Origin of the sequence: Pseudooceanicola sp. (assembly GCF_041987405.1) — a bacterium.
Taxonomy (GTDB): Bacteria; Pseudomonadota; Alphaproteobacteria; order Rhodobacterales; family Rhodobacteraceae; genus Pseudooceanicola.
Genome location: NZ_JBHIWR010000001.1, coordinates 574,625 through 593,284, shown reverse-complemented (window position 1 = coordinate 593,284; position 18,660 = coordinate 574,625). Strand labels below are relative to the sequence as shown.

The following is an 18,660-nucleotide window of genomic DNA, read 5'->3' as shown; positions in this document are numbered from 1 at the left end:
TGCCACCCCCCACGCATTGGACCATCGAAAAGCGGTTTCGTTCAAAATGCAAGCCCGCTGACGACCGGACCCAAGGTCAGCCGTGTCCCGCGTTTGACATTTTGGCCGCTCCGTCGCTAGCGTCGGGGGGTCAGACAGGACAGGACCCCCATGTTGGATCAGCCCCAAACCTCGGATGCCACTGGCGCATCCGCCATCGCCCGGATCGAAAACCTCAGGGTGTCGTTTCAGACCAAGGACGGCGAGGTCTTCGGGGTCGAGGATGTCTCCTTCTCCATCAATCCCGGCGAAACCGTCTGCATCGTCGGCGAATCCGGGTCCGGCAAATCCGTCTCGTCGCTGTCGCTGATGCGGCTGGTGGAATATGGCGGCGGCAAGATCGCGGGCGGGCATCTCTTCTTTGATCGCAGTGATGGCAAGGAAATGGATATTGCCAAGGCGGATCAAGGCCTTATGCGCACGATCCGCGGCAACGAAATCGGCATGATCTTTCAGGAGCCGATGACGGCCCTGAACCCTGTTTTCACCGTCGGACGCCAGCTGACCGAGGGGTTGCGCCTGCACCTCGACCTCGACAAGGAGGCGGCAAAGGCCCGCGCCATCGAACTGCTGCGCGAGGTCCGCATCCCCGAACCGGAACGCCGGATGACGCAATACCCGCACGAACTGTCTGGCGGGATGCGGCAGCGTGTGGTCATCGCCATGGCGCTGGCCTGCAAGCCGCGGCTGCTGATCGCGGACGAGCCGACGACCGCGCTGGACGTGACGATTCAGGCAGAGATTCTCGCCCTGATGGACCGTCTCAAGCGCGAAACCGGCACCGCGGTGATGTTCATCACCCATGACATGGCCGTTGTTGCACAAATGGCGGACCGTGTGGTCGTCATGTTCCGCGGCAACAAGGTCGAGGAAGGGCCGGTTGCTGAAATTTTCAACAACCCGCAGCATGACTATACCAAGGCCCTGCTCGCCGCCGTGCCCAAGCTGGGCGAGATGACCGGTAAATCCGCGCCGGAACCGATGCGGCTGGTCGGTGTGGATGCGGGTGAGGTCAAGCCGATCCCCGGCACGAACGAAGTGCTGCTGGAGGTCAAGAACCTGACCACGCGCTTTCCGGTGAAGGGCGGCTTTTTTCGGCGGACGGTCGCGCAGGTCCATGCGGTGGAGGATGTCTCCTTCACGGTGAACAAGGGCCAGACGCTCAGCCTTGTCGGGGAATCCGGTTGCGGCAAATCCTCGGCGGGTCGGTCGCTGCTGCGGCTGGTCGAACCGAACTCCGGCGAAATCCGCCTCGATGGCAAGGATATCATGGCGCTGAACGACCGCGAATTGCGCAAGGCGCGGCTCGACATGCAGATGATCTTCCAGGATCCCTTCGCCTCGCTCAATCCGCAGATGATGCTGCGCGATCAGGTCGCCGAACCGATGTGGAACTACCGCACCCTCAAGGGGCAGGAGATGGAAGACCGCATCGCCATGCTCTTTGACCGGGTCCACCTGCCGCGCGGTTTCATGCGCCGCTATCCGCACGAACTCTCCGGCGGCCAGCGGCAGCGTGTTGCCATCGCCCGGGCGCTGGCCCTGAACCCCAAGCTGATCGTCGCGGACGAGGCGGTCTCGGCGCTCGACGTCTCTGTGCAGGCGCAGGTCCTCAACCTGATGATGGAACTGCAGGCGGAACTCGGCCTCTCCTTCCTCTTTATCAGCCACGACATGGCCGTCGTCGAACGCGTCAGCCACCGCGTCGGCGTGATGTACCTGGGCCGGATCGTGGAAATCGGCGCGCGTCAGGCAGTCTTCGAGAACCCGCAACACGCCTATACCCGCGCCCTGATGAAGGCCGTGCCGATCGCCGACCCGAACCGTCGCAAGTCCGAGCGGGAGCTGAACTTCAAGCCCATCCCGTCCCCGATCCACGACCTCGGTTACAAGCCCGAGCCCTCCGTCTATGAACAGGTCGGCGATGACCACTACGTACTGACGACCGACTCCGGTTACTGAAATGCCCGCAAGACTGACGCCCTACGAGATCATGGAGAAGCTGGTCAGCTTCCCCACGGTATCCCGCGACACGAACCTGCCCCTGATCGACTGGGTGCAGGACTATCTGGAAAGCCACGGCGTCGCCGTGCAACGCCACCTGCATCCCTCGGAACCAAAGGCCGGCCTTTGGGCCCATGCCGGACCGATGGAGGAGGGGGGCGTTGTCCTGTCCGGTCATACCGACGTCGTGCCGGTCGATGGTCAGAAGTGGTCCTCCGACCCCTTTACCGTGACCGAGCGCGACGGGCGCTACTACGGGCGCGGTTGCTGCGACATGAAGGGGTTCGACGCCCTGGCCATCTGGGCCGTGGTGGAGGCGCAGGCCAATAGCACCGTCCGCCCGCTGCAACTGGCCCTGACCTATGACGAGGAAATCGGTCTGCTCGGCGCGGAACCCCTGATCGAGGATCTGGGCGAGGCCTTCCCCCGCGCTGCCGCCGCCATCATCGGCGAGCCGACCACGATGCAGGCCGTCACCGGCCACAAGGGCGGGCTGGCCTGGACGATGCATTTCCATGGCTATGAAATCCACTCCTCCCTCTCGCATCGCGGTGTGTCCGCCATCATGGAGGGCGCGCGGCTGATCCAATGGGCCAACGAGGTCAACGCGGAAAGTGCCGCCGCCACCCCGAACGAGATCAACGCGCTCTTCGAACCGCCATGGTCGAACCTGCATGTCGGCATGATCGAGGGCGGCACCGCCCATAACATCACCGCCAAGGACTGCGAATTCGTCTTCTCCATCCGCGTTGCCCCGGGGGATGACCCGGAGGACTGGCGCCGCCGCGTCATGGACAAGGTGGCGGAGATCGAGGCGGGCATGAAGGCCATCCACCCCGAAGCCCGGATCGAGGTGACCGAGCGGTTCTCCGGCCCCGGGCTCTTTTCCGACCCCGGTGGCCCGGCGGAAACGCTGGCCCGGCAGCTCACCGGCGACAACGCCCGGCATGTAGTAAGTTACGGCACCGAAGCCGGGTATTTCCAGAAACACGGATTCGACGCGGTGGTCTGCGGCCCCGGCGACATCGAACAGGCGCATCAGCCCGACGAATTCATCGAGATCGCGCAATTCGAGGCCGGGGAGGCCTTCATGCGACACCTGCTCGACCACTTGAACCAAGACTGAGTCCCCCATGCCCATCAAGAACCGCTTCGCCGAACTCCTGCCCGAAATCACCGCCTGGCGGCATGATTTCCACGAACACCCCGAAATCCTCTACGAGGTGCACCGCACCGCCGGGATCGTTGCCGAAAAGCTGCGCGAGTTTGGCTGTGACGAAGTGGTGGAGGGGATCGGCCGTACCGGTGTTGTCGCCGTCATACGGGGACAGACAGACACAAGCGGCCGGACCCTTGGCCTGCGCGCCGACATGGACGCCCTGCCGATGGAGGAGAAGACCGGGCTGCCCCATGCCTCCAAGACGCCGGGCGCGATGCATGCCTGCGGGCATGACGGCCATACCTCCATCTTGCTGGGCACCGCGAAATACCTGGCCGAAACCCGGCGTTTTGACGGCACGGTCGTGTTGATCTTCCAGCCCGCCGAAGAGGGCGGGGCCGGCGGCAAGGCCATGGTCGACGACGGTCTGATGGAGCGCTGGAAGATCGACGAGGTCTACGGGCTGCACAACATGCCCGGCATCCCGGCGGGCGAATTCGCCATCCGCCCCGGCGCCCTGCTCGCCTCCGCCGATGAATTCGCGATCACCATCAACGGCAAGGGCGGCCATGCGGCCCAGCCCCATACGACAATCGACCCCGTCGTGGCCTCCGCCCATGTGATCGTCGCCCTGCAAAGCGTCGCCAGCCGCAACGCCGATCCGACCAAATCCGTCGTCGTCTCGGTCTGCACCGTCAAATCTGACACCGAGTCGCAAAACATCATCCCCGGCGCGGTCGCTCTGCGCGGCACCGTCCGCACGCTCGACCCCGCCATTCGTGACCTCGCCGAAACCCGCATCCGCGCGTTGGTGACCTCCACCGCCGAAGCTTTCGGCGCCACGGCCGAGATCGACTACAAACGCGGCTATCCCGTCACAATGAACACGCCCGAACAGACCGATTTCGCGGCCCAGATCGCCGAAAAGGTCGCCGGAGCCGTGACCACCGACATCCCGCCCATCATGGCGGCAGAAGATTTCGCCTATATGCTAGAGGAACGCCCCGGCGCCTATATCATGCTGGGCAATGGCGACACCGCCATGGTCCATCACCCCGCCTATGACTTCAACGACGAGGCCATCCCGGCCGGCTGCAGCTGGTTCGCGGAGCTTGTCGAAACACGCATGCCCGCCTGAGCGCGGGCCAAGAGAAGGAGAGAAACATGCCCGTGAAGAACCGTTTTGCCGAGCTGCTGCCCGAGATTACCGAGTGGCGGCACGACCTGCACGAGAACCCCGAGATCCTGTTCGACACCGTCCGCACCGCCCAGGTGGTGGAAGAAAAGCTGAAGACCTTCGGCTGCGACGAGGTCGTCACCGGGCTGGGCCGCACCGGCCTGGTCGGAGTCATCAAGGGCAAATCCACCGCGTCGGGCAAGGTGATCGGCCTGCGCGCCGATATGGACGCCCTGCCGATCCTGGAAAACACCGGGGTGGATTATGCCTCCAAGACCCCGGGCGCGATGCATGCCTGTGGGCATGATGGGCACACGGCGATGCTTCTGGGCGCGGCCAAATACCTGGCGGAGACGCGGAATTTCGACGGCACGGTCGTCGTGATCTTCCAGCCCGCCGAAGAGGGCGGCGGCGGCGGCAAGGAGATGTGCGACGACGGCATGATGGAGCGCTTCGGCATTCAGGAGGTCTACGGTATGCACAACTGGCCCGGCATCCCCACGGGCCAGTTCGCCATCCGGCCCGGCGGCTTCTTCGCCTCCACCGATCAGTTCGAGATCACGGTGCGCGGCCAGGGCGGCCATGCGGCGCAGCCCAACCGGACCGTGGACCCGATCGTGACGACCTCTTCGGTGGTCAGCGCCTTGCAGAGTATCGCCTCGCGCAATGCCGACCCGATCCAGCAGATCGTGGTCTCCGTCTGCTCCATCGAAAGCTCCTCCAAGGCGTTCAACGTGATCCCCGACGCGGTGACCATCCGCGGCACGATCCGCACCATGTCCAAGGAAACCCGCGAACTGGCGGAAACCCGGCTGAAGGCCATCGCGACCTCCACCTGCGAGGCCTATGGCGCCAAGGCCGAGATCACCTGGATCAAGGGCTACCCGGCCATGGTCAACAGCGAGGAGCAGACGGATTTCGCCGCCGAGGTGGCGCGAGAGGTCTCCGGCACCTGCGATTTCGCGGAGGTCACCATGGGGGGCGAGGATTTCGCCTATATGCTCGAAGAACGCCCCGGCGCCTATATTCTGGTCGGCAACGGCGACAGCGCCAATGTCCACACGCCGGAGTACAACTTCAACGACGAGGCCATCCCGGCGGGCTGTTCCTGGTGGGCCGGGATCGCGGAACGGCGGATGCCGGCGGCCTGATCTGACGGGGGCAGGGGGCTGTCTGCCCCCCGCCGCCTGCGGCGTCTCCCCCCGAGGATATTTCGGGCAAAAAGAAAGCTCAGCCGCGCCAGAGCGCCTCGTAGACCTCGGCGATCCCCGCGGCCTCCCGCTCGATCGAGAAGAGTTGTACGGCGTCGCGGCGGGCATGGGTGGCCATCTCCGCCAGCCGCGCCTCGTCGCGTAGCAGGGCGATCATCTCTGCCGCCGCGCGGTCCGCGGCCTCTTGCGGCACGACCACGCCGTTGGAGCCGCCCTGGGTGAAATGCCGGAAATACCCGGCCTCCGACGCCAGCAACGGCACGGCGGCGGCCATGGCCTCCAGCGGGGCCAGCCCGTAGCCCTCGTAGCGCGGCAGTTGCACGCAGAGATCGAGCGCGGGCAGCAATTGAGCCATCCGCTCCGGCGGCAGTTCGCCGGCGAAAATCACCCGGTCGCCCAGCCCGGCGGCGGAGAGTTTCGCCTTCTGCTCGGCCAGGAACCCTTCGTGTTTCCGGGTCGCCTTGCCGATGATTAACGCGGTGACGCCCGGCAGATCGGGCAGGGCGCGGATCAGCGTTTCGACAAAGACATCGGTGCCCTTTTCCGGCCGGATGCGTCCCACGGTGGCGATGCCGCGCTGGCCGGGATAGCCCGTGGCCGCCCAGGCCGCCCTGCGGTCTGTCGCGGGGGTGTAGAGCGCGGCATCCACCCCATGCGACACCACCGCCCGGACATGCGGCACGAACTCCGCCGCCCGGTCTGTCGTTGCGATGACCGCATCCATGCGGGAGATCAGCCAGCGCGGAAAGGCCGAATGCAGCCTTTGCGCGGCGGAGGTGAAGACGATGCGGATCGGCAGGCGCAGGACATCCCGCGCCCAGATCGCCGTCTGCATCTCCGGATTGCGGCGCACATGCCAGATCGCAAAGGGGCGGCCCTCTGGGGGCTGGCGCGACAGCCGCTTGGCCTCCGTCTTGGTGATCGGGGCGGGCGCGCCGGGCAGGGGATGTCCGACGAGCCGCAGGTCATATTGTCCGACCTGCTGGCGCAGCACACCGGCCGCCGTGGCGGAGACCCCGGTGTAATTGCGATTAAAATTTGTGACGAAAAGCTCCGGCATGGCCCGTCATCGCCGCGCGGCGGGGTCAGGTCAAGAGTTGCTGCTCCAGCACATCGGCCAGGTCGTCCAACTCCGCCAGTTGTGACTGGGCCAGGGCCATGGCGACGGATTTCTGGCTGCGCTGTTCCTCCAGATCGGTCAGCAGCAGGGCCACGGCGGAGGCCAGCTCCTTGGCGTTCTTGACCAGCCGTACCGCGCCTGCCTCCTCGAAGGCGGCATAGGTGTCGGCGAAATTGGCCACCCGCCGCCCCGACAGCAGGGCGCAGTTCATCTGGGCCGGCTCATAGGGGTTGTGCCCGCCCGCGCGCCCGAAGGAGCCGCCCATGAAGACCACCGAGGCCAGCTGATACCACAGCCCCATCTCGCCAAGGGTGTCCGCGATGTACACCTCCGCCGCGCCGGGATCCTTGGTCTGGCTGCGCCGGGCGCAGGTCAGCCCCTTGGCCTCGACCATCGCGGCGATTTCGCCTGCGCGTTCGGGATGGCGCGGCACGAGGATGAGCCGGGCACCGCGCACATGTTCCGCCAGCCGGATCTGCGCCTCGATCACCTTGGCCTCCTCCCCGGGGTGGGTGGAGGCGGCAACCCAGACCAGCCCGGTATAAGCCGCCTCGATGTCGTCATAGGCCATGTCGTCTACCGGCAGGGGGTCCGACATCGCCTTGAGGTTCGGGCCAAGTGCCAGGCTGGCAGGGTCGGCGCCCAGCTCCAGCAACCCGTCCAGGGTGCGCTGGTCCTGGGTGCGGATCATGGTGAACAACCCCAGGAGATAGCGCGCCGTGTCGTTGAACCGCTGCCAGTTCTTCAGGCTGGAGGCCGACATCCGCGCGTTCAGCAGCGCCAGCGGAATCCCCGCCTTGTGCGCCGCGCCCAGCATCTGCGGCCAGAGCTCGCTCTCGATGAAGATCGCGGCGTCCGGTTGCCAATGCGCCAGAAAGCGTTTCAACGCGTCGCGCCGGTCGAGCGGGGCAAACTGGTGGCGGCAGCCCGGCGGCATGCGGCTTTCGAGGATCTCGGCGGAGGAGGCCGTGCCGGAGGTGATCAGCACCTCTGTCCGGTCGTCTCGCTCTACCATTCGCCGCGCCAGGGCCAGGACCGACAGGCTTTCGCCGACGCTGGCGGCATGAAACCAGATCAGCCGCCCTTCGGGACGGGGCAGGGTGGCATGGCCCAGCCTTTCGCGCCGCCGTTCAGGCGATACGCCATGCCGGGCCAGTTTGCGTGATACGCGATACCAGACCACCGGCGCGGCGATGCCCGCGATGACCCTGTAGAAGTGATAAAAGACGGTACCTTGCGGCGCCATCAGCCGCCCGTATGGCTCATGTGGCGGGACACCTGGCCATCCGCACGCTGCCGCGAGTAGTCGAAATCATGTCCTTTGGGTTTCAGGGCGATTGCCGCGCGAATGGCGTCCTCCAGCGGGCCGGTGTCGTCGGGATGGGCGCGCAGCGGCGCGCGCAGATCGGCCACGTCCTCCTGTCCGAGGCACATGTAGATCTCGCCGGTGCAGGTCACCCGAACGCGGTTGCAGCTTTCGCAGAAATTATGGCTGAGCGGGGTGATGAAGCCGATCTTCTGCCCCGTCTCCTGCAGCTGCACATAGCGCGCCGGGCCGCCGGTGCGCTCCGCCAGGTCGATCAGCGTGTAGTTCTCCGCCAGCCGGGCGCGCACGTCCTTGAGCGACCAGTACTGGCCGATCCGGTCCTCGTTGCCCAGATCGCCCATGGGCATGACCTCGATCCAAGTCAGGTCCATACCACGCTCGGCGCAGAATTCGGTCAGGGTGAAGAGCTCGTCCTCGTTGAAGTCCTTCAGCGCCACGGCGTTCAGCTTCACCCGAAGTCCCGCCGCCTGCGCCGCGTCCAGCCCCCGCAGAACCTGCGCCAACCGCCCCCATCTGGTGACGCGGGCGAATTTCGCCTCGTCCAGCGTGTCGAGCGAAACGTTGATCCGGCGCACCCCGGCCGCATAGAGATCCTTGGCAAAGCGTTCGAGTTGCGAGCCGTTGGTCGTGACTGTCAGCTCTTTCAGAGCGCCGCTCTCCAGATGCCGGGACATGCCCTGGAAAAAGGTCATGATGTCCCGCCGCACCAGCGGCTCCCCCCCGGTGATCCGCAGCTTTTCGACGCCGAGCCCGACGAAGGTGGAGCAGAGACGGTCCAGCTCCTCCAGCGTCAGCAGCTCCTTCTTGGGCAGGAAGGTCATGTTTTCCGACATGCAGTAGACGCAGCGGAAATCACACCGATCCGTAACCGAAACTCGGAGGTAGGTGATCGCGCGGGCGAAGGGATCGATGAGAGGTGCCGACATGCGAGGAACTTATGCCTGCCAGGGCATCGGGGCAAGGGGCCACGACCGCACCGCGCCGGAGGTGGGACCGGGCGGAATTGCCATTGACCCGGGATGCGCAACCGCCATCATTCAACCTATGAGAATTCTTGTCCTTCCCCTCTGTCTTGCTCTGGCGGCCTGCGGCTCAGGCAATGGGCCCTTTTCGCGCTCCGCCACGCCCGCCGCCGCGCCGCCTGCCGTCGGTGGCCCCTATGCCGAAATCCGTCCGCAGGGGCGACCGGGGGAGGGCGGTGAGATTTCCGTGGCTCAACCCGCCGCGCCACTTGAGACAGGGTCGCTTGGCACGACGATCGCGTCGCTTGGCAATGCGGCGGAACCGGGGCTCTGGCTGAAAACCCCTCTGGTGCGGGCGGAGGGTCCGGGCACCGTGCGCTACAGTGGCACCGGCAAGAGCGTGACCGCGCGGCTCATTCCGATTGATGGCCCCAGGACAGCCGGATCGCGCGCCTCGCTGCAACTGATGCAGGCCCTGGGCGCGCCGCTGACAGGCCTGCCGGAGTTCAGCGTTAGCCGCTAAGGCTCTGTCCTAGAGGTATTTTTCGGCTTCCTTGCGGGCGAAGGCTTTCATCTCGGCACCGTGAGCGTCCAGAAAGGCCCGGGCGCGGTCCGGATCGTGTTTCGACAGATCGCGCAGCCACCAGGCCACGGCCTTCTGGATGAACCATTCCCTGTCAGGCACATAGCCCGCAGCCCAGCCCAGCACACGATCCCGGGCGGCGGCCTCGGGCTCCGACGGGTGGTTCGACTTGGTCAGGAACAGGGTCGCGACAAGGGCGGCGCGTCGCGTCCACATGTGATCGGAGGTGACCCAGCCTTCAACCTCGTCCAATCGTGCGAGGTCCGCCTGAATACGCCGCCCGATCGCGCTGCAGGCATGGTCCGCAATAGCCCAGGCGTCGAAATCCGGCACCCAGGACAGCAACAGCGCCCAGACCTCCACATCCTCCTTGATCCGGGCCTGGGTCAGCAGTTTGGCTGCGGCGATCCGCGCTTCGTGAATATTTGTGTCCCAGAGCGCCGCCGCAATCTCCGACCGCTGCGCCAGCGTCATCTCGCGCCGCCAGGCCGCCGTCAGATCGTTGATCGCCGGGTTGGGCACGCCCAGATAACGACGCGGCACCTTGTGATAGGCCGCGCTGCCCTCCGCCCGTCCCGGTTCCTCATGGGCTTGGAGCGCCGCCAGCGCCTCGTCCAGCGTCGTAGGCGCGGTCATTCCACCGTCACGGATTTCGCCAGGTTGCGCGGCTGATCCACATCCGTCCCCTTGGCCACCGCCGTATGATAGGCGATCTGCTGCGCCGGGATGGCGTATAGGATCGGGGCCAGGACATCCTCGATCTCCGGCATCTCGATGCTACGCCACAGACCGTCGCCCGCGGTGTCCAGCCCCGCCTTGTCAGAGATAAGCAGCACCTTGCCGCCCCGTGCCAGAACCTCCTGCATGTTCGACACCGTCTTGTCGAACAGCGCGTCGCGCGGCGCCATGACCACCACCGGCATATTGGCGTCGATCAGGGCGATCGGCCCGTGCTTCAACTCCCCACTGGCGTAGGCTTCGGCGTGGATGTAGCTGATTTCCTTCAGCTTCAATGCGCCTTCCAGCGCCAGCGGATACATCTGCCCGCGCCCCAGGAACAACACGTCGCGCGCCTCTTCCAGCTCCACTGCCAGCGCCTCGATCACGGCCTCGTTGTCCAGCGCGATGTTGATCCGCGAAGGCAGGCCGCGCAACGACGCGACAATCGCGGCCATGCGATCGTCCGAGAGCGTCCCGCGTTGCCGCGCCGCCTCCATCGCGACGACCAGCAGGACCGTCAATTGACAGGAGAACGCCTTGGTCGAGGCCACGCCGATTTCCGTGCCCGCCAGGATCGGCAGGGCCACGTCGCTTTCCCGCGCGATGGAGCTTTCGGGCACATTGACGACCGAGACGATCTTGTCCGCCTTGTCCCGGCAATAGCGCAGGGCGGCGAGCGTGTCGGCAGTTTCGCCGGACTGGCTAACAAACAGCGCCAGGACCCCGGGGCCGACCGGCGGCTCACGATAGCGGAATTCCGAGGCGACATCGACCTCCACCGGAATGCCGGCCAGCTTTTCGATCCAGTATTTCGCGGTCAGACAGGCATAATAAGCCGTGCCGCAGGCCACCAAGACCATGCGCTGGACCTTGGTGAAATCCACCTGATCCGACGGAAATCGGATCTCGTGCCCGCTGGCACCGAAATAATGGCCGATCGCCTCGGCAATGACCTGCGGTTGTTCGGCGATTTCCTTGGCCATGAAGTGCTTGTGGCCGCCCTTGTCCACCCGCACCTTGTCCATCTGAACCTGTCGCATCTCGCGATTGGCCAGCTGCCCTTCGGCATCCCGGATTTCCACAGAGTTCCGAGTGATGACGGCCATGTCACCCTCTTCGAGATAGGTGATCTGGTCGGTCAGCAGGGCCAGGGCAATGGCGTCGGAGCCGACGTAGTTCTCGCCCTCACCGTGCCCGATGGCCAGGGGCGATCCCTTGCGCGCGGCGATCATCAGATCTTCTTCGCCCTCGAACAGGAAGGCCAGCGCGTAGGCCCCTTCCAATCGTTCCAGCAGACGTTCGACGGCCATGCGCGGCGTGTCGCCCTGGCGCATATATGTTTCCACCATCAGGGCGACGGTTTCGGTGTCGGTGTCTGTATGGAAATCGACGCCTATCTCACTGAGTTCGTTGCGGAAATCGCGGTAGTTCTCGATGATCCCGTTATGCACGACCGCCACCGGACCAGCGCGATGCGGGTGCGCGTTGCGGGTTGAGGGCTCACCATGCGTGGCCCATCTGGTGTGGCCGATCCCGGACTTTCCCGCCAGCGGCTCATGCACCAGAAGGTCCGACAGGTTGACCAGCTTGCCGACAGCGCGCCGACGGTCCAGCTTGCCACCGTTGATGGTGGCGATCCCGGCGCTGTCATAGCCGCGATATTCCAGCCGTTTCAACGCATCCAAAAGGAACGGCGCCGCTTCATGCTTGCCGAGATACCCGATAATTCCACACATTTACGATGCACCCTGGTTCTTTTTCAGCTTTTGCTGCTTGAGCATTTCGAACAATCTCCGGGCGAGCCCCGGTTTCGTCACCTGCCGGGCCCTCCCGATCGCCAGCGCGCCGGGCTCCACGTCTTCGGTGATCACCGATCCGGAGGCCGTCATGGCATCGTCCCCGACCGACACCGGCGCGACCAGCATGGTCGAGGACCCGATGAAGGCGCGCGCGCCGATCCGGGTCTGGTGTTTCATCACCCCGTCGTAATTGCAGGTCACCGTGCCCGCCCCGATGTTGGCCTCTTCGCCCACTTCGGCGTCGCCGACATAGGTCAGGTGGTTGATCTTCGCCCCGCGGTCCACCCGCGCGGCCTTGATTTCCACGAAATTTCCAACTTTTACGTCCTCGGCCAGTTCCGCCCCCGGCCGCAGTCGTGCATAGGGCCCGACCACCGCGCCGCGGCTGACATGGCAGCCCTCAAGATGGGAAAAGGCGCGGATGGTGGTGCCGGATTCGACACTGGCGCCCGGGCCGAAGACGACATTTGGCTCGATCACCGTGTCGCGGCCCACCACCGTGTCGAAGGCAAAGAACACCGTTTCCGGCGCCACCAGTGTCACCCCGTCCGCCAGCGCCTCCGCCCGCATCCGGGATTGAAAAACCTGTTCCGCGCCAGCCAGTTCCGCGCGGGAGTTGATGCCGAGCGTCTCGGCCTCCGCGCAGGTGACGGCCCCGGCCGACAGCCCGCGCTCCCGCGCCAAGCCCACGATATCGGTCAGGTAGTATTCTCCGGCCGCATTGGCATTGCCCACCCCGTCGATCAGATCGAACAGAATCTGCGCGTTCGCCGCCACAACGCCCGAATTACAAAGGGTTATCTGACGCTCTTCATCCGTGGCGTCTTTGAATTCGACGATCTTCTCCAGCGTCTCGCCCGCCATGACCAGCCGCCCGTAGCGCCCGGGGTCCGCCGCTTCGAAGCCCAGAACAACCACATCATGCGCCGCCCGCGCCGCCTGCATCCGTTCCAGCGTCTCCGGCTGGATGAAGGGCGTGTCGCCATAAAGCACGATCACATCGCCATCGAACCCCGCCAACGCCGCGCGCGCCTGCGCCACCGCATGGGCGGTGCCAAGCTGCTCTTCCTGCACGGCCACATCGACATGGGGCGCGTAGCTCAGCGCGGACTGACCGACCGCTTCGCCACCATGGCCTGTGACGACGACGATCCGCGCGGGCTCCAGCGCTTCGCCGGACCGGATCGCATGCACCAGCATCGGCGCGCCGCCAATGGGGTGCAGCACCTTGGGCAGGTCGGAGTTCATCCGCGTTCCTTGCCCCGCCGCCAGAATGACGAGTGCTGTGCTCATCCGCTCATGCCTCTGCATTGTTTTTCGATCGCGCTCGTTTTATCCGGATGAGGCTGGCACGCAAGGGCGGCCGGATCAACTTGGGTTTCGGTCCCGTAACAGGGCGTCACCATGGGAAGGGGCTGCCATGGGCACCATTGTTTTCGACCTCGACGGGACGCTGGCTGACACCAGCGGCGATCTGCTGGCGGCCGCCAACGCGTGTTTCGTCGATATGGGTGAGGGGGCCTTGCTGACGCCCGCCGATGCGGGCACGGCGCTGCGCGGCGGCAAGGCGATGCTGCGTCTGGGCCTGTCGCGTATCGGGCGCACCGACGACGTGGCGGAGATCGAGCGGCAGTATCCCCGCCTGCTGGCCGCCTATGCCGATGCCATCGCCGTGCACACCCGCCTCTATCCCGGCGCGATGGAGTCGATTGCCGCCCTGCGCGGCCTGGGCTACGGCATCGCCATCTGCACCAACAAGCCCGAGGCGCTGGCCCGGAAACTGCTGACCGACCTCGGCGTGATGGGCGAATTTCCCGCCCTGGTGGGGGCCGACACGCTGGCCGTGCGGAAGCCCGATCCCGAGCCCCTGCGCGAAGCGGTTCGGCGGGCGGGCGGGGATCCCACGATCGCCGCCCTGGTCGGGGACAGCGATACCGACCGCAACACAGCCCGCGCCGCCAATGTCCCCTCCATCCTCGTGACCTTCGGCCCGAGCGGGGAGGATATGGCGGCCCTCGCCCCCGAGGCGCTGATCGGCCATTTCGACGAATTGCCCGGGGTGGTGCGCGGCCTCTGGCCCTGAAAGCCTGCGACTGCAGCGAAACCGGGCCAGCCACTGTCGTAGAAGATTGCCTTGACCCCTGCCAGGCATGGGCCTAACGGCTTTGCACGGAGTGTCCCCATGGCCAGTGTTTCCCCTGACGCGCCGCCCGTCCAGAGGCCGGCCGTTGTGTTCGTTTTCATCACCGTCCTGATCGACATGATCGGCGTTGGCCTCATCTTTCCGGTGATGCCCGCGCTGTTGCAGGATGTCGGCCAGTTCGACCTCTCCCGCGCGTCCGTCATCGGCGGCTGGATGTTTGCCGCCTATTCCCTCGCGCAATTCCTGGCCGGTCCGCTGGTTGGCAACCTGTCGGATGCCTATGGCCGCCGTCCCCTGCTGCTGTTGGCGATCGGCGGGTTGGCCCTGGACTACGTACTCTCCGCCATCGCGCCCACGATCTGGCTGCTGTTTCTGGGCCGGATCATCGCGGGCCTCTGCGGTGCGTCTTACGTCGTGGCCAACGCCTTCCTCACGGATATCACCGCTCCGGCCGACCGCGCACGCGCCTTCGGGCTGATCGGCGCGGCCTTTGGCATGGGGTTTGTCTTTGGTCCGGCCATCGGGGGCATCCTGGGCGAATTCGGCCCGCGTGTACCCTTCTGGGCCGCGGCTGCGCTGGCAGGCGCGAACTTCATTTTCGGCGCGCTGATCCTGCCCGAATCCTTGCCGCCGGAGAAACGGCGTCCCTTCGAATGGCGGCGCGCCAACCCTGTTGCGCTTCTCAAGGTTTTTCGCGGCTATCCCAGTGTTCTGCCTTTGGCGGCCATCCTCACGCTCTATCACTTCGCCGGCAGCGCCTACCCGACGCTCTGGTCCTTCTGGGGCATCGCCAACTTCGGGTGGAGCGAGCTGACAATCGGCGTGACTCTGGCCCTCTTCGGGATCATGGCGGCGCTGGTGGAGGGCGGACTCTCCGGCCCCTTCGTCCGCTGGTTCGGGGAACATCGTCTGATCATCGCGGGCCTGGCCATCGGCACGATCTGCGCCGTGGGCTTCGGCCTGGCCTCCACCATGACAATGGTGGTGATCCTGCTGATCGTCGTCTCGATTGAGGGGCTGGTGCATCCCTGCCTGACCGCGCGGATGACTGCCGAAGTGCCCGACAATGCGCAGGGGGAACTGCACGGGGGCCTCTCCAGCCTGGCCAATCTGGCGGTTCTTTTCGCGGCGATCTTCTACACGCAGATCTTTGGCTGGTTCATACGTCCGGAGGCCGAAACTCCCAATCCCGGCGCGCCCTTCCTCGTGACGGCGGGGCTGCTGGCCCTTGCGCTGCTCTCCTACCTTTGGGTCAGCCGCGGCCGGGTGGATTGACGCCGCCCGCCGCCCCGCGCAGGATCACCCGCGCAGGAGGCCCCATGACCGAACATTTCACCGGCTCTTTCACGCAGCAGGAACCCATCCCCGACGACGCCATAGAAGCGGCGGTGGAAGTCATGCGTTCGGGGCGTCTGCACCGCTACAACGTGGCCGAGGGGGAGGCGGGCGAGGTCGCCCTGCTGGAACAGGAATTCGCCCGGGCGATGTCGGCGGAGTATGCGCTCGCCACGGCCTCCGGCGGCTCGGCCATCGCCACGGCGCTGCGGGCGGTCGGGGTCAAGCCGGGCGACAGGGTGCTGACCAACGCCTTCACCCTCGCGCCGGTGCCGGGGGCCATCGCCTCGCTCGGGGCCGTGCCGGTCTATGTCGGTGTGACCGAAAGCCTGGTAATCGACCTGGATCATCTTGGGGATCTGGCCGGGCAGGGGCGATCGAAGGTCCTGCTGCTCAGCCATATGCGCGGGCATATCTGCGATATGGACCGGCTGATGGCGATCTGCGACGAAGCCGACATCAAGGTGATCGAGGACTGCGCCCACACCATGGGGGCCGCCTGGAACGGCACGCCTTCCGGGGCGCATGGGATCGCGGCATGCTATTCCACCCAGACCTACAAGCACCTGAATTCGGGCGAGGGCGGGTTTCTGACGACCAATGACCCCGATCTGATGGCTCGGGCAGTCATCCTGTCGGGCAGCTACATGCTCTACGACCGGCATCTCGCTGCGCCGGACCCGGAGGCCTTCGAGGCGGTGAAATACCTCACTCCCAATGTCTCCGGCCGGATGGACAACCTGCGCGCGGCGATCCTGCGGCCGCAATTGCGCCGACTGGAAACGCAGTGCGACCGCTGGAACGAACGCTACCGCGCTGTCGAGGCGGGGCTGCGCGAGACACCGGGCCTAACCGTGATCGAACGGCCGGAGGCGGAGCGCTACGTCGGCTCCTCCATCCAGTTCCTGTTGCTTGACTGGTCCGAGCAGGCGATTGGCGAAGTTCTGCGCCGCTGCGCCGCCCGGGGGGTGGAGTTGAAATGGTTCGGGGGCGCGGAGCCCTCTGGATTTACCTCGCGCTATGACAGCTGGCGATACGCCCCGTCGGAACGCATGCCCAGGACGGACCGGGTGTTGAAATCCATCCTCGACATGCGCCTGCCGCTGACCTTTTCGCTGGAGGATTGCGCCCTGATCGCCCGGATCATCCGGGCCGAGGTCGGCGCTGTCTGGCAAGCCCGCGGCGCGGGATAGCGCAGGGAAAAGGGACGGCCGCGCGGCGACCGTCCCGCTGCTGACGGTTCGTCAGAACGTAACCCGGCCGTGATCGCCCAGGTCGGCGGTTTCGCCGGTCAGCTTGGATTTCGCCACCTGATAGATGAACCCGGCAGAGCCGTCCGTCGCCCAGACCTCGCCTTCGGTCGGACGGAAGGCCAGCAGCCGCACATCATCGTCCTCTCGCCCGTCGTCGAACCACATCGATGCGACCGGCGACCATAGCTCATCCAGCTTGTCGGGGTTGTCCGATACGGTGAGACTGCCTTCGATGTCGGCGAAAATCTGCGCGGATATGTCGGAGACGATCACACGCACCCGGCCGCCGCCGCGCGCTGATGTGTGCGCCTCGGTCCCTTCGGCGGTGATGAACCAGATCAGCCCCTCTCCGCGATCTATATAGGGGGTCATCGGCACCGTGCGGCCGCCGACATCCAGCATCACGGTGGAAAGCTCTTTCGAACGTGTCCAGAACAGGTCTGCAAGGTTGTGCGCTTGGTCTTTCATCGCTGTCTCCTTTGGCTGCGGGCCACCATCGGCCCCTTGAGACGACAACGCCCCCGGTCCTTCGGGGGTTCCTGCCTATTGACCCGACTCGCCGCCTGTGATTGATATATGAACGAGTGTTCAATAAACGGGAGGGAGGAGCCCATGTTCACCGCATCCATGGCCTTTGATCTAGGCGAGGACGTGAACGCCCTGCGCGAAATGGTGCATCGCTTTGCGCAGGAGCGGATCAAACCGCTCGCGGCGGAGATCGACAGCTCCAACGAATTTCCCGCGCATCTCTGGAAAGAGATGGGGGAACTCGGCCTGCTTGGCGTGACCGTGCCCGAGGAATACGGCGGCTCCGGCCTCAGCTACCTCGCCCATGTCGTCGCTGTGGAAGAGATCGCCCGCGCCTCCGCCTCCGTCTCCCTCTCCTACGGCGCGCATTCCAACCTCTGCGTGAACCAGATCAAGCTGAACGGCACCGAGGAACAGAAGGCACACTACCTCCCCGGTCTCGTCTCCGGTGAGCACGTCGGCGCGCTGGCCATGTCCGAACCCTCCGCCGGGTCCGACGTGGTGTCGATGAAGCTGCGAGCAGAGAAGCGGAACGATCATTTCCGTTTGAACGGCAACAAATACTGGATCACCAACGGCCCCGATGCCGATACATTGGTGGTCTATGCCAAGACCGATCCCGACGCAGGGTCCAAGGGGATCACCGCCTTCATAATCGAGAAGGATATGAAGGGGTTCTCCACCTCTCCTCACTTCGACAAGCTCGGGATGCGCGGCTCCAACACGGCCGAGCTGATTTTCGATGACGTCGAGGTGCCCTTCGAAAACATCCTTGGCGAAGAGGGCAAGGGCGTGCGCGTCCTGATGTCCGGCCTGGATTACGAAAGGGTCGTTCTGTCCGGCATCGGCACCGGCATCATGGCCGCCTGCCTGGACGAGATCATGCCCTACATGGTCGAGCGCAAGCAGTTCGGCCAGTCCATCGGGAACTTCCAGCTGATGCAGGGCAAAATCGCGGACATGTACACCAAGATGAACTCCGCCCGGGCCTATGTCTACGAGGTCGCCAAGGCCTGTGACCGGGGCGAGGTCACGCGCCAGGACGCCGCCGCCTGCGTGCTCTACGCCTCCGAAGAGGCGATGGTCGTCGCTCATCAGGCGGTGCAGGCCATGGGCGGTGCTGGCTACCTCAACGACAATCCCGTTGGCCGCATCTTCCGCGACGCCAAGCTGATGGAGATCGGCGCGGGCACCTCGGAAATCCGGCGGATGCTGGTCGGACGCGAACTCATGGCGTCGATGCAGTGACCACCGTGCTCGCCAGCACCCGAGCCCGGCTCTACCTCTTCCGCATCCAGCG

The 18,660-nt window shown here is 65.4% G+C and carries 16 protein-coding genes; 9 read left to right on the top strand and 7 right to left on the bottom strand.

Features of this window, described 5'->3' with window-relative positions; all coding sequences use genetic code 11:
* Window positions 1-150 precede the first annotated feature (150 nt).
* Genes ACFC2Y_RS02895 through ACFC2Y_RS02880 form a run of 4 tightly spaced genes read left to right on the top strand, consistent with a single transcriptional unit; the run spans window position 151 to window position 5,530 of the window.
* Window positions 151-2,001, top strand: a complete 1,851-nt coding sequence (locus tag ACFC2Y_RS02895) for an ABC transporter ATP-binding protein (protein WP_375173550.1) — start codon at window positions 151-153, stop codon at window positions 1,999-2,001.
* 1 nt (window position 2,002) lies between these two features.
* Window positions 2,003-3,169, top strand: coding sequence for an acetylornithine deacetylase (gene argE, locus ACFC2Y_RS02890; RefSeq protein ID WP_375173549.1), 1,167 nt, complete (start codon window positions 2,003-2,005; stop codon window positions 3,167-3,169).
* Between the two features lie 7 nt (window positions 3,170-3,176).
* Window positions 3,177-4,340, top strand: coding sequence for a M20 aminoacylase family protein (locus tag ACFC2Y_RS02885; RefSeq protein ID WP_375173548.1), 1,164 nt, complete (start codon window positions 3,177-3,179; stop codon window positions 4,338-4,340).
* Between the two features lie 26 nt (window positions 4,341-4,366).
* Window positions 4,367-5,530, top strand: coding sequence for a M20 aminoacylase family protein (locus ACFC2Y_RS02880; protein WP_375173547.1), 1,164 nt, complete (start codon window positions 4,367-4,369; stop codon window positions 5,528-5,530).
* 79 nt (window positions 5,531-5,609) lie between these two features.
* Here the strand turns inward: ACFC2Y_RS02880 and ACFC2Y_RS02875 are convergent, their stop codons facing one another.
* Genes ACFC2Y_RS02875 through moaA form a run of 3 tightly spaced genes read right to left on the bottom strand, consistent with a single transcriptional unit; the run spans window position 5,610 to window position 8,963 of the window.
* Window positions 5,610-6,650, bottom strand: coding sequence for a glycosyltransferase family 4 protein (locus ACFC2Y_RS02875; RefSeq protein WP_375173546.1), 1,041 nt, complete (start codon window positions 6,648-6,650; stop codon window positions 5,610-5,612).
* Between the two features lie 25 nt (window positions 6,651-6,675).
* Entirely contained in the window at window positions 6,676-7,956 is a 1,281-nt protein-coding gene (locus ACFC2Y_RS02870; RefSeq protein ID WP_375173545.1) for a 3-deoxy-D-manno-octulosonic acid transferase, read from the bottom strand.
* Entirely contained in the window at window positions 7,956-8,963 is a 1,008-nt protein-coding gene (gene moaA, locus ACFC2Y_RS02865) for a GTP 3',8-cyclase MoaA (protein ID WP_375173544.1), read from the bottom strand. The genes ACFC2Y_RS02870 and moaA overlap by 1 nt, the downstream gene beginning before the upstream one ends.
* A 283-nt stretch (window positions 8,964-9,246) precedes the next feature.
* Here moaA and ACFC2Y_RS02860 point away from each other — a divergent pair, with 283 nt between their 5' ends.
* Window positions 9,247-9,522, top strand: a complete 276-nt coding sequence (locus ACFC2Y_RS02860) for a hypothetical protein (protein ID WP_375186396.1) — start codon at window positions 9,247-9,249, stop codon at window positions 9,520-9,522.
* 9 nt (window positions 9,523-9,531) lie between these two features.
* On the opposite strand, the gene ACFC2Y_RS02855 is transcribed toward ACFC2Y_RS02860, so the two are convergent.
* From ACFC2Y_RS02855 to glmU, 3 genes are read right to left on the bottom strand one after another with little or no spacing between them, the layout of a single operon-like run.
* Window positions 9,532-10,218: a DNA alkylation repair protein gene (locus tag ACFC2Y_RS02855; RefSeq protein WP_375173542.1), complete on the bottom strand. Its 687-nt coding sequence runs from the start codon at window positions 10,216-10,218 to the stop codon at window positions 9,532-9,534.
* On the bottom strand, window positions 10,215-12,038 hold the full coding sequence (gene glmS, locus ACFC2Y_RS02850) for a glutamine--fructose-6-phosphate transaminase (isomerizing) (RefSeq protein ID WP_375173541.1): 1,824 nt from the start codon (window positions 12,036-12,038) through the stop codon (window positions 10,215-10,217). The genes ACFC2Y_RS02855 and glmS overlap by 4 nt, the downstream gene beginning before the upstream one ends.
* Entirely contained in the window at window positions 12,039-13,394 is a 1,356-nt protein-coding gene (gene glmU / locus ACFC2Y_RS02845; protein WP_375173540.1) for a bifunctional UDP-N-acetylglucosamine diphosphorylase/glucosamine-1-phosphate N-acetyltransferase GlmU, read from the bottom strand. It lies immediately after the preceding gene.
* Window positions 13,395-13,521: 127 nt separating this feature from the next.
* On the opposite strand from glmU, the gene ACFC2Y_RS02840 reads away from it, so the two are divergent.
* The 3 genes from ACFC2Y_RS02840 (at window position 13,522) to ACFC2Y_RS02830 (ending at window position 16,772) form a co-directional block, all read left to right on the top strand.
* Entirely contained in the window at window positions 13,522-14,184 is a 663-nt protein-coding gene (locus tag ACFC2Y_RS02840; protein WP_375173539.1) for an HAD-IA family hydrolase, read from the top strand.
* A 99-nt stretch (window positions 14,185-14,283) separates the two neighbouring features.
* Window positions 14,284-15,519, top strand: a complete 1,236-nt coding sequence (locus ACFC2Y_RS02835) for an MFS transporter (protein WP_375173538.1) — start codon at window positions 14,284-14,286, stop codon at window positions 15,517-15,519.
* A 44-nt stretch (window positions 15,520-15,563) separates the two neighbouring features.
* Window positions 15,564-16,772, top strand: a complete 1,209-nt coding sequence (locus ACFC2Y_RS02830; protein WP_375173537.1) for a DegT/DnrJ/EryC1/StrS family aminotransferase — start codon at window positions 15,564-15,566, stop codon at window positions 16,770-16,772.
* 51 nt (window positions 16,773-16,823) lie between these two features.
* Here the strand turns inward: ACFC2Y_RS02830 and ACFC2Y_RS02825 are convergent, their stop codons facing one another.
* Window positions 16,824-17,300 carry a pyridoxamine 5'-phosphate oxidase family protein gene (locus ACFC2Y_RS02825; RefSeq protein WP_375173536.1) on the bottom strand — a complete coding sequence of 159 codons (477 nt, stop codon included), beginning with the start codon at window positions 17,298-17,300 and terminating at the stop codon, window positions 16,824-16,826.
* Between the two features lie 144 nt (window positions 17,301-17,444).
* Here ACFC2Y_RS02825 and ACFC2Y_RS02820 point away from each other — a divergent pair, with 144 nt between their 5' ends.
* Window positions 17,445-18,608 (top strand): isovaleryl-CoA dehydrogenase, encoded by a 1,164-nt coding sequence (locus ACFC2Y_RS02820; protein WP_375173535.1) that lies wholly within the window; start codon window positions 17,445-17,447, stop codon window positions 18,606-18,608.
* The last annotated feature ends 52 nt before the right edge of the window (window positions 18,609-18,660 follow it).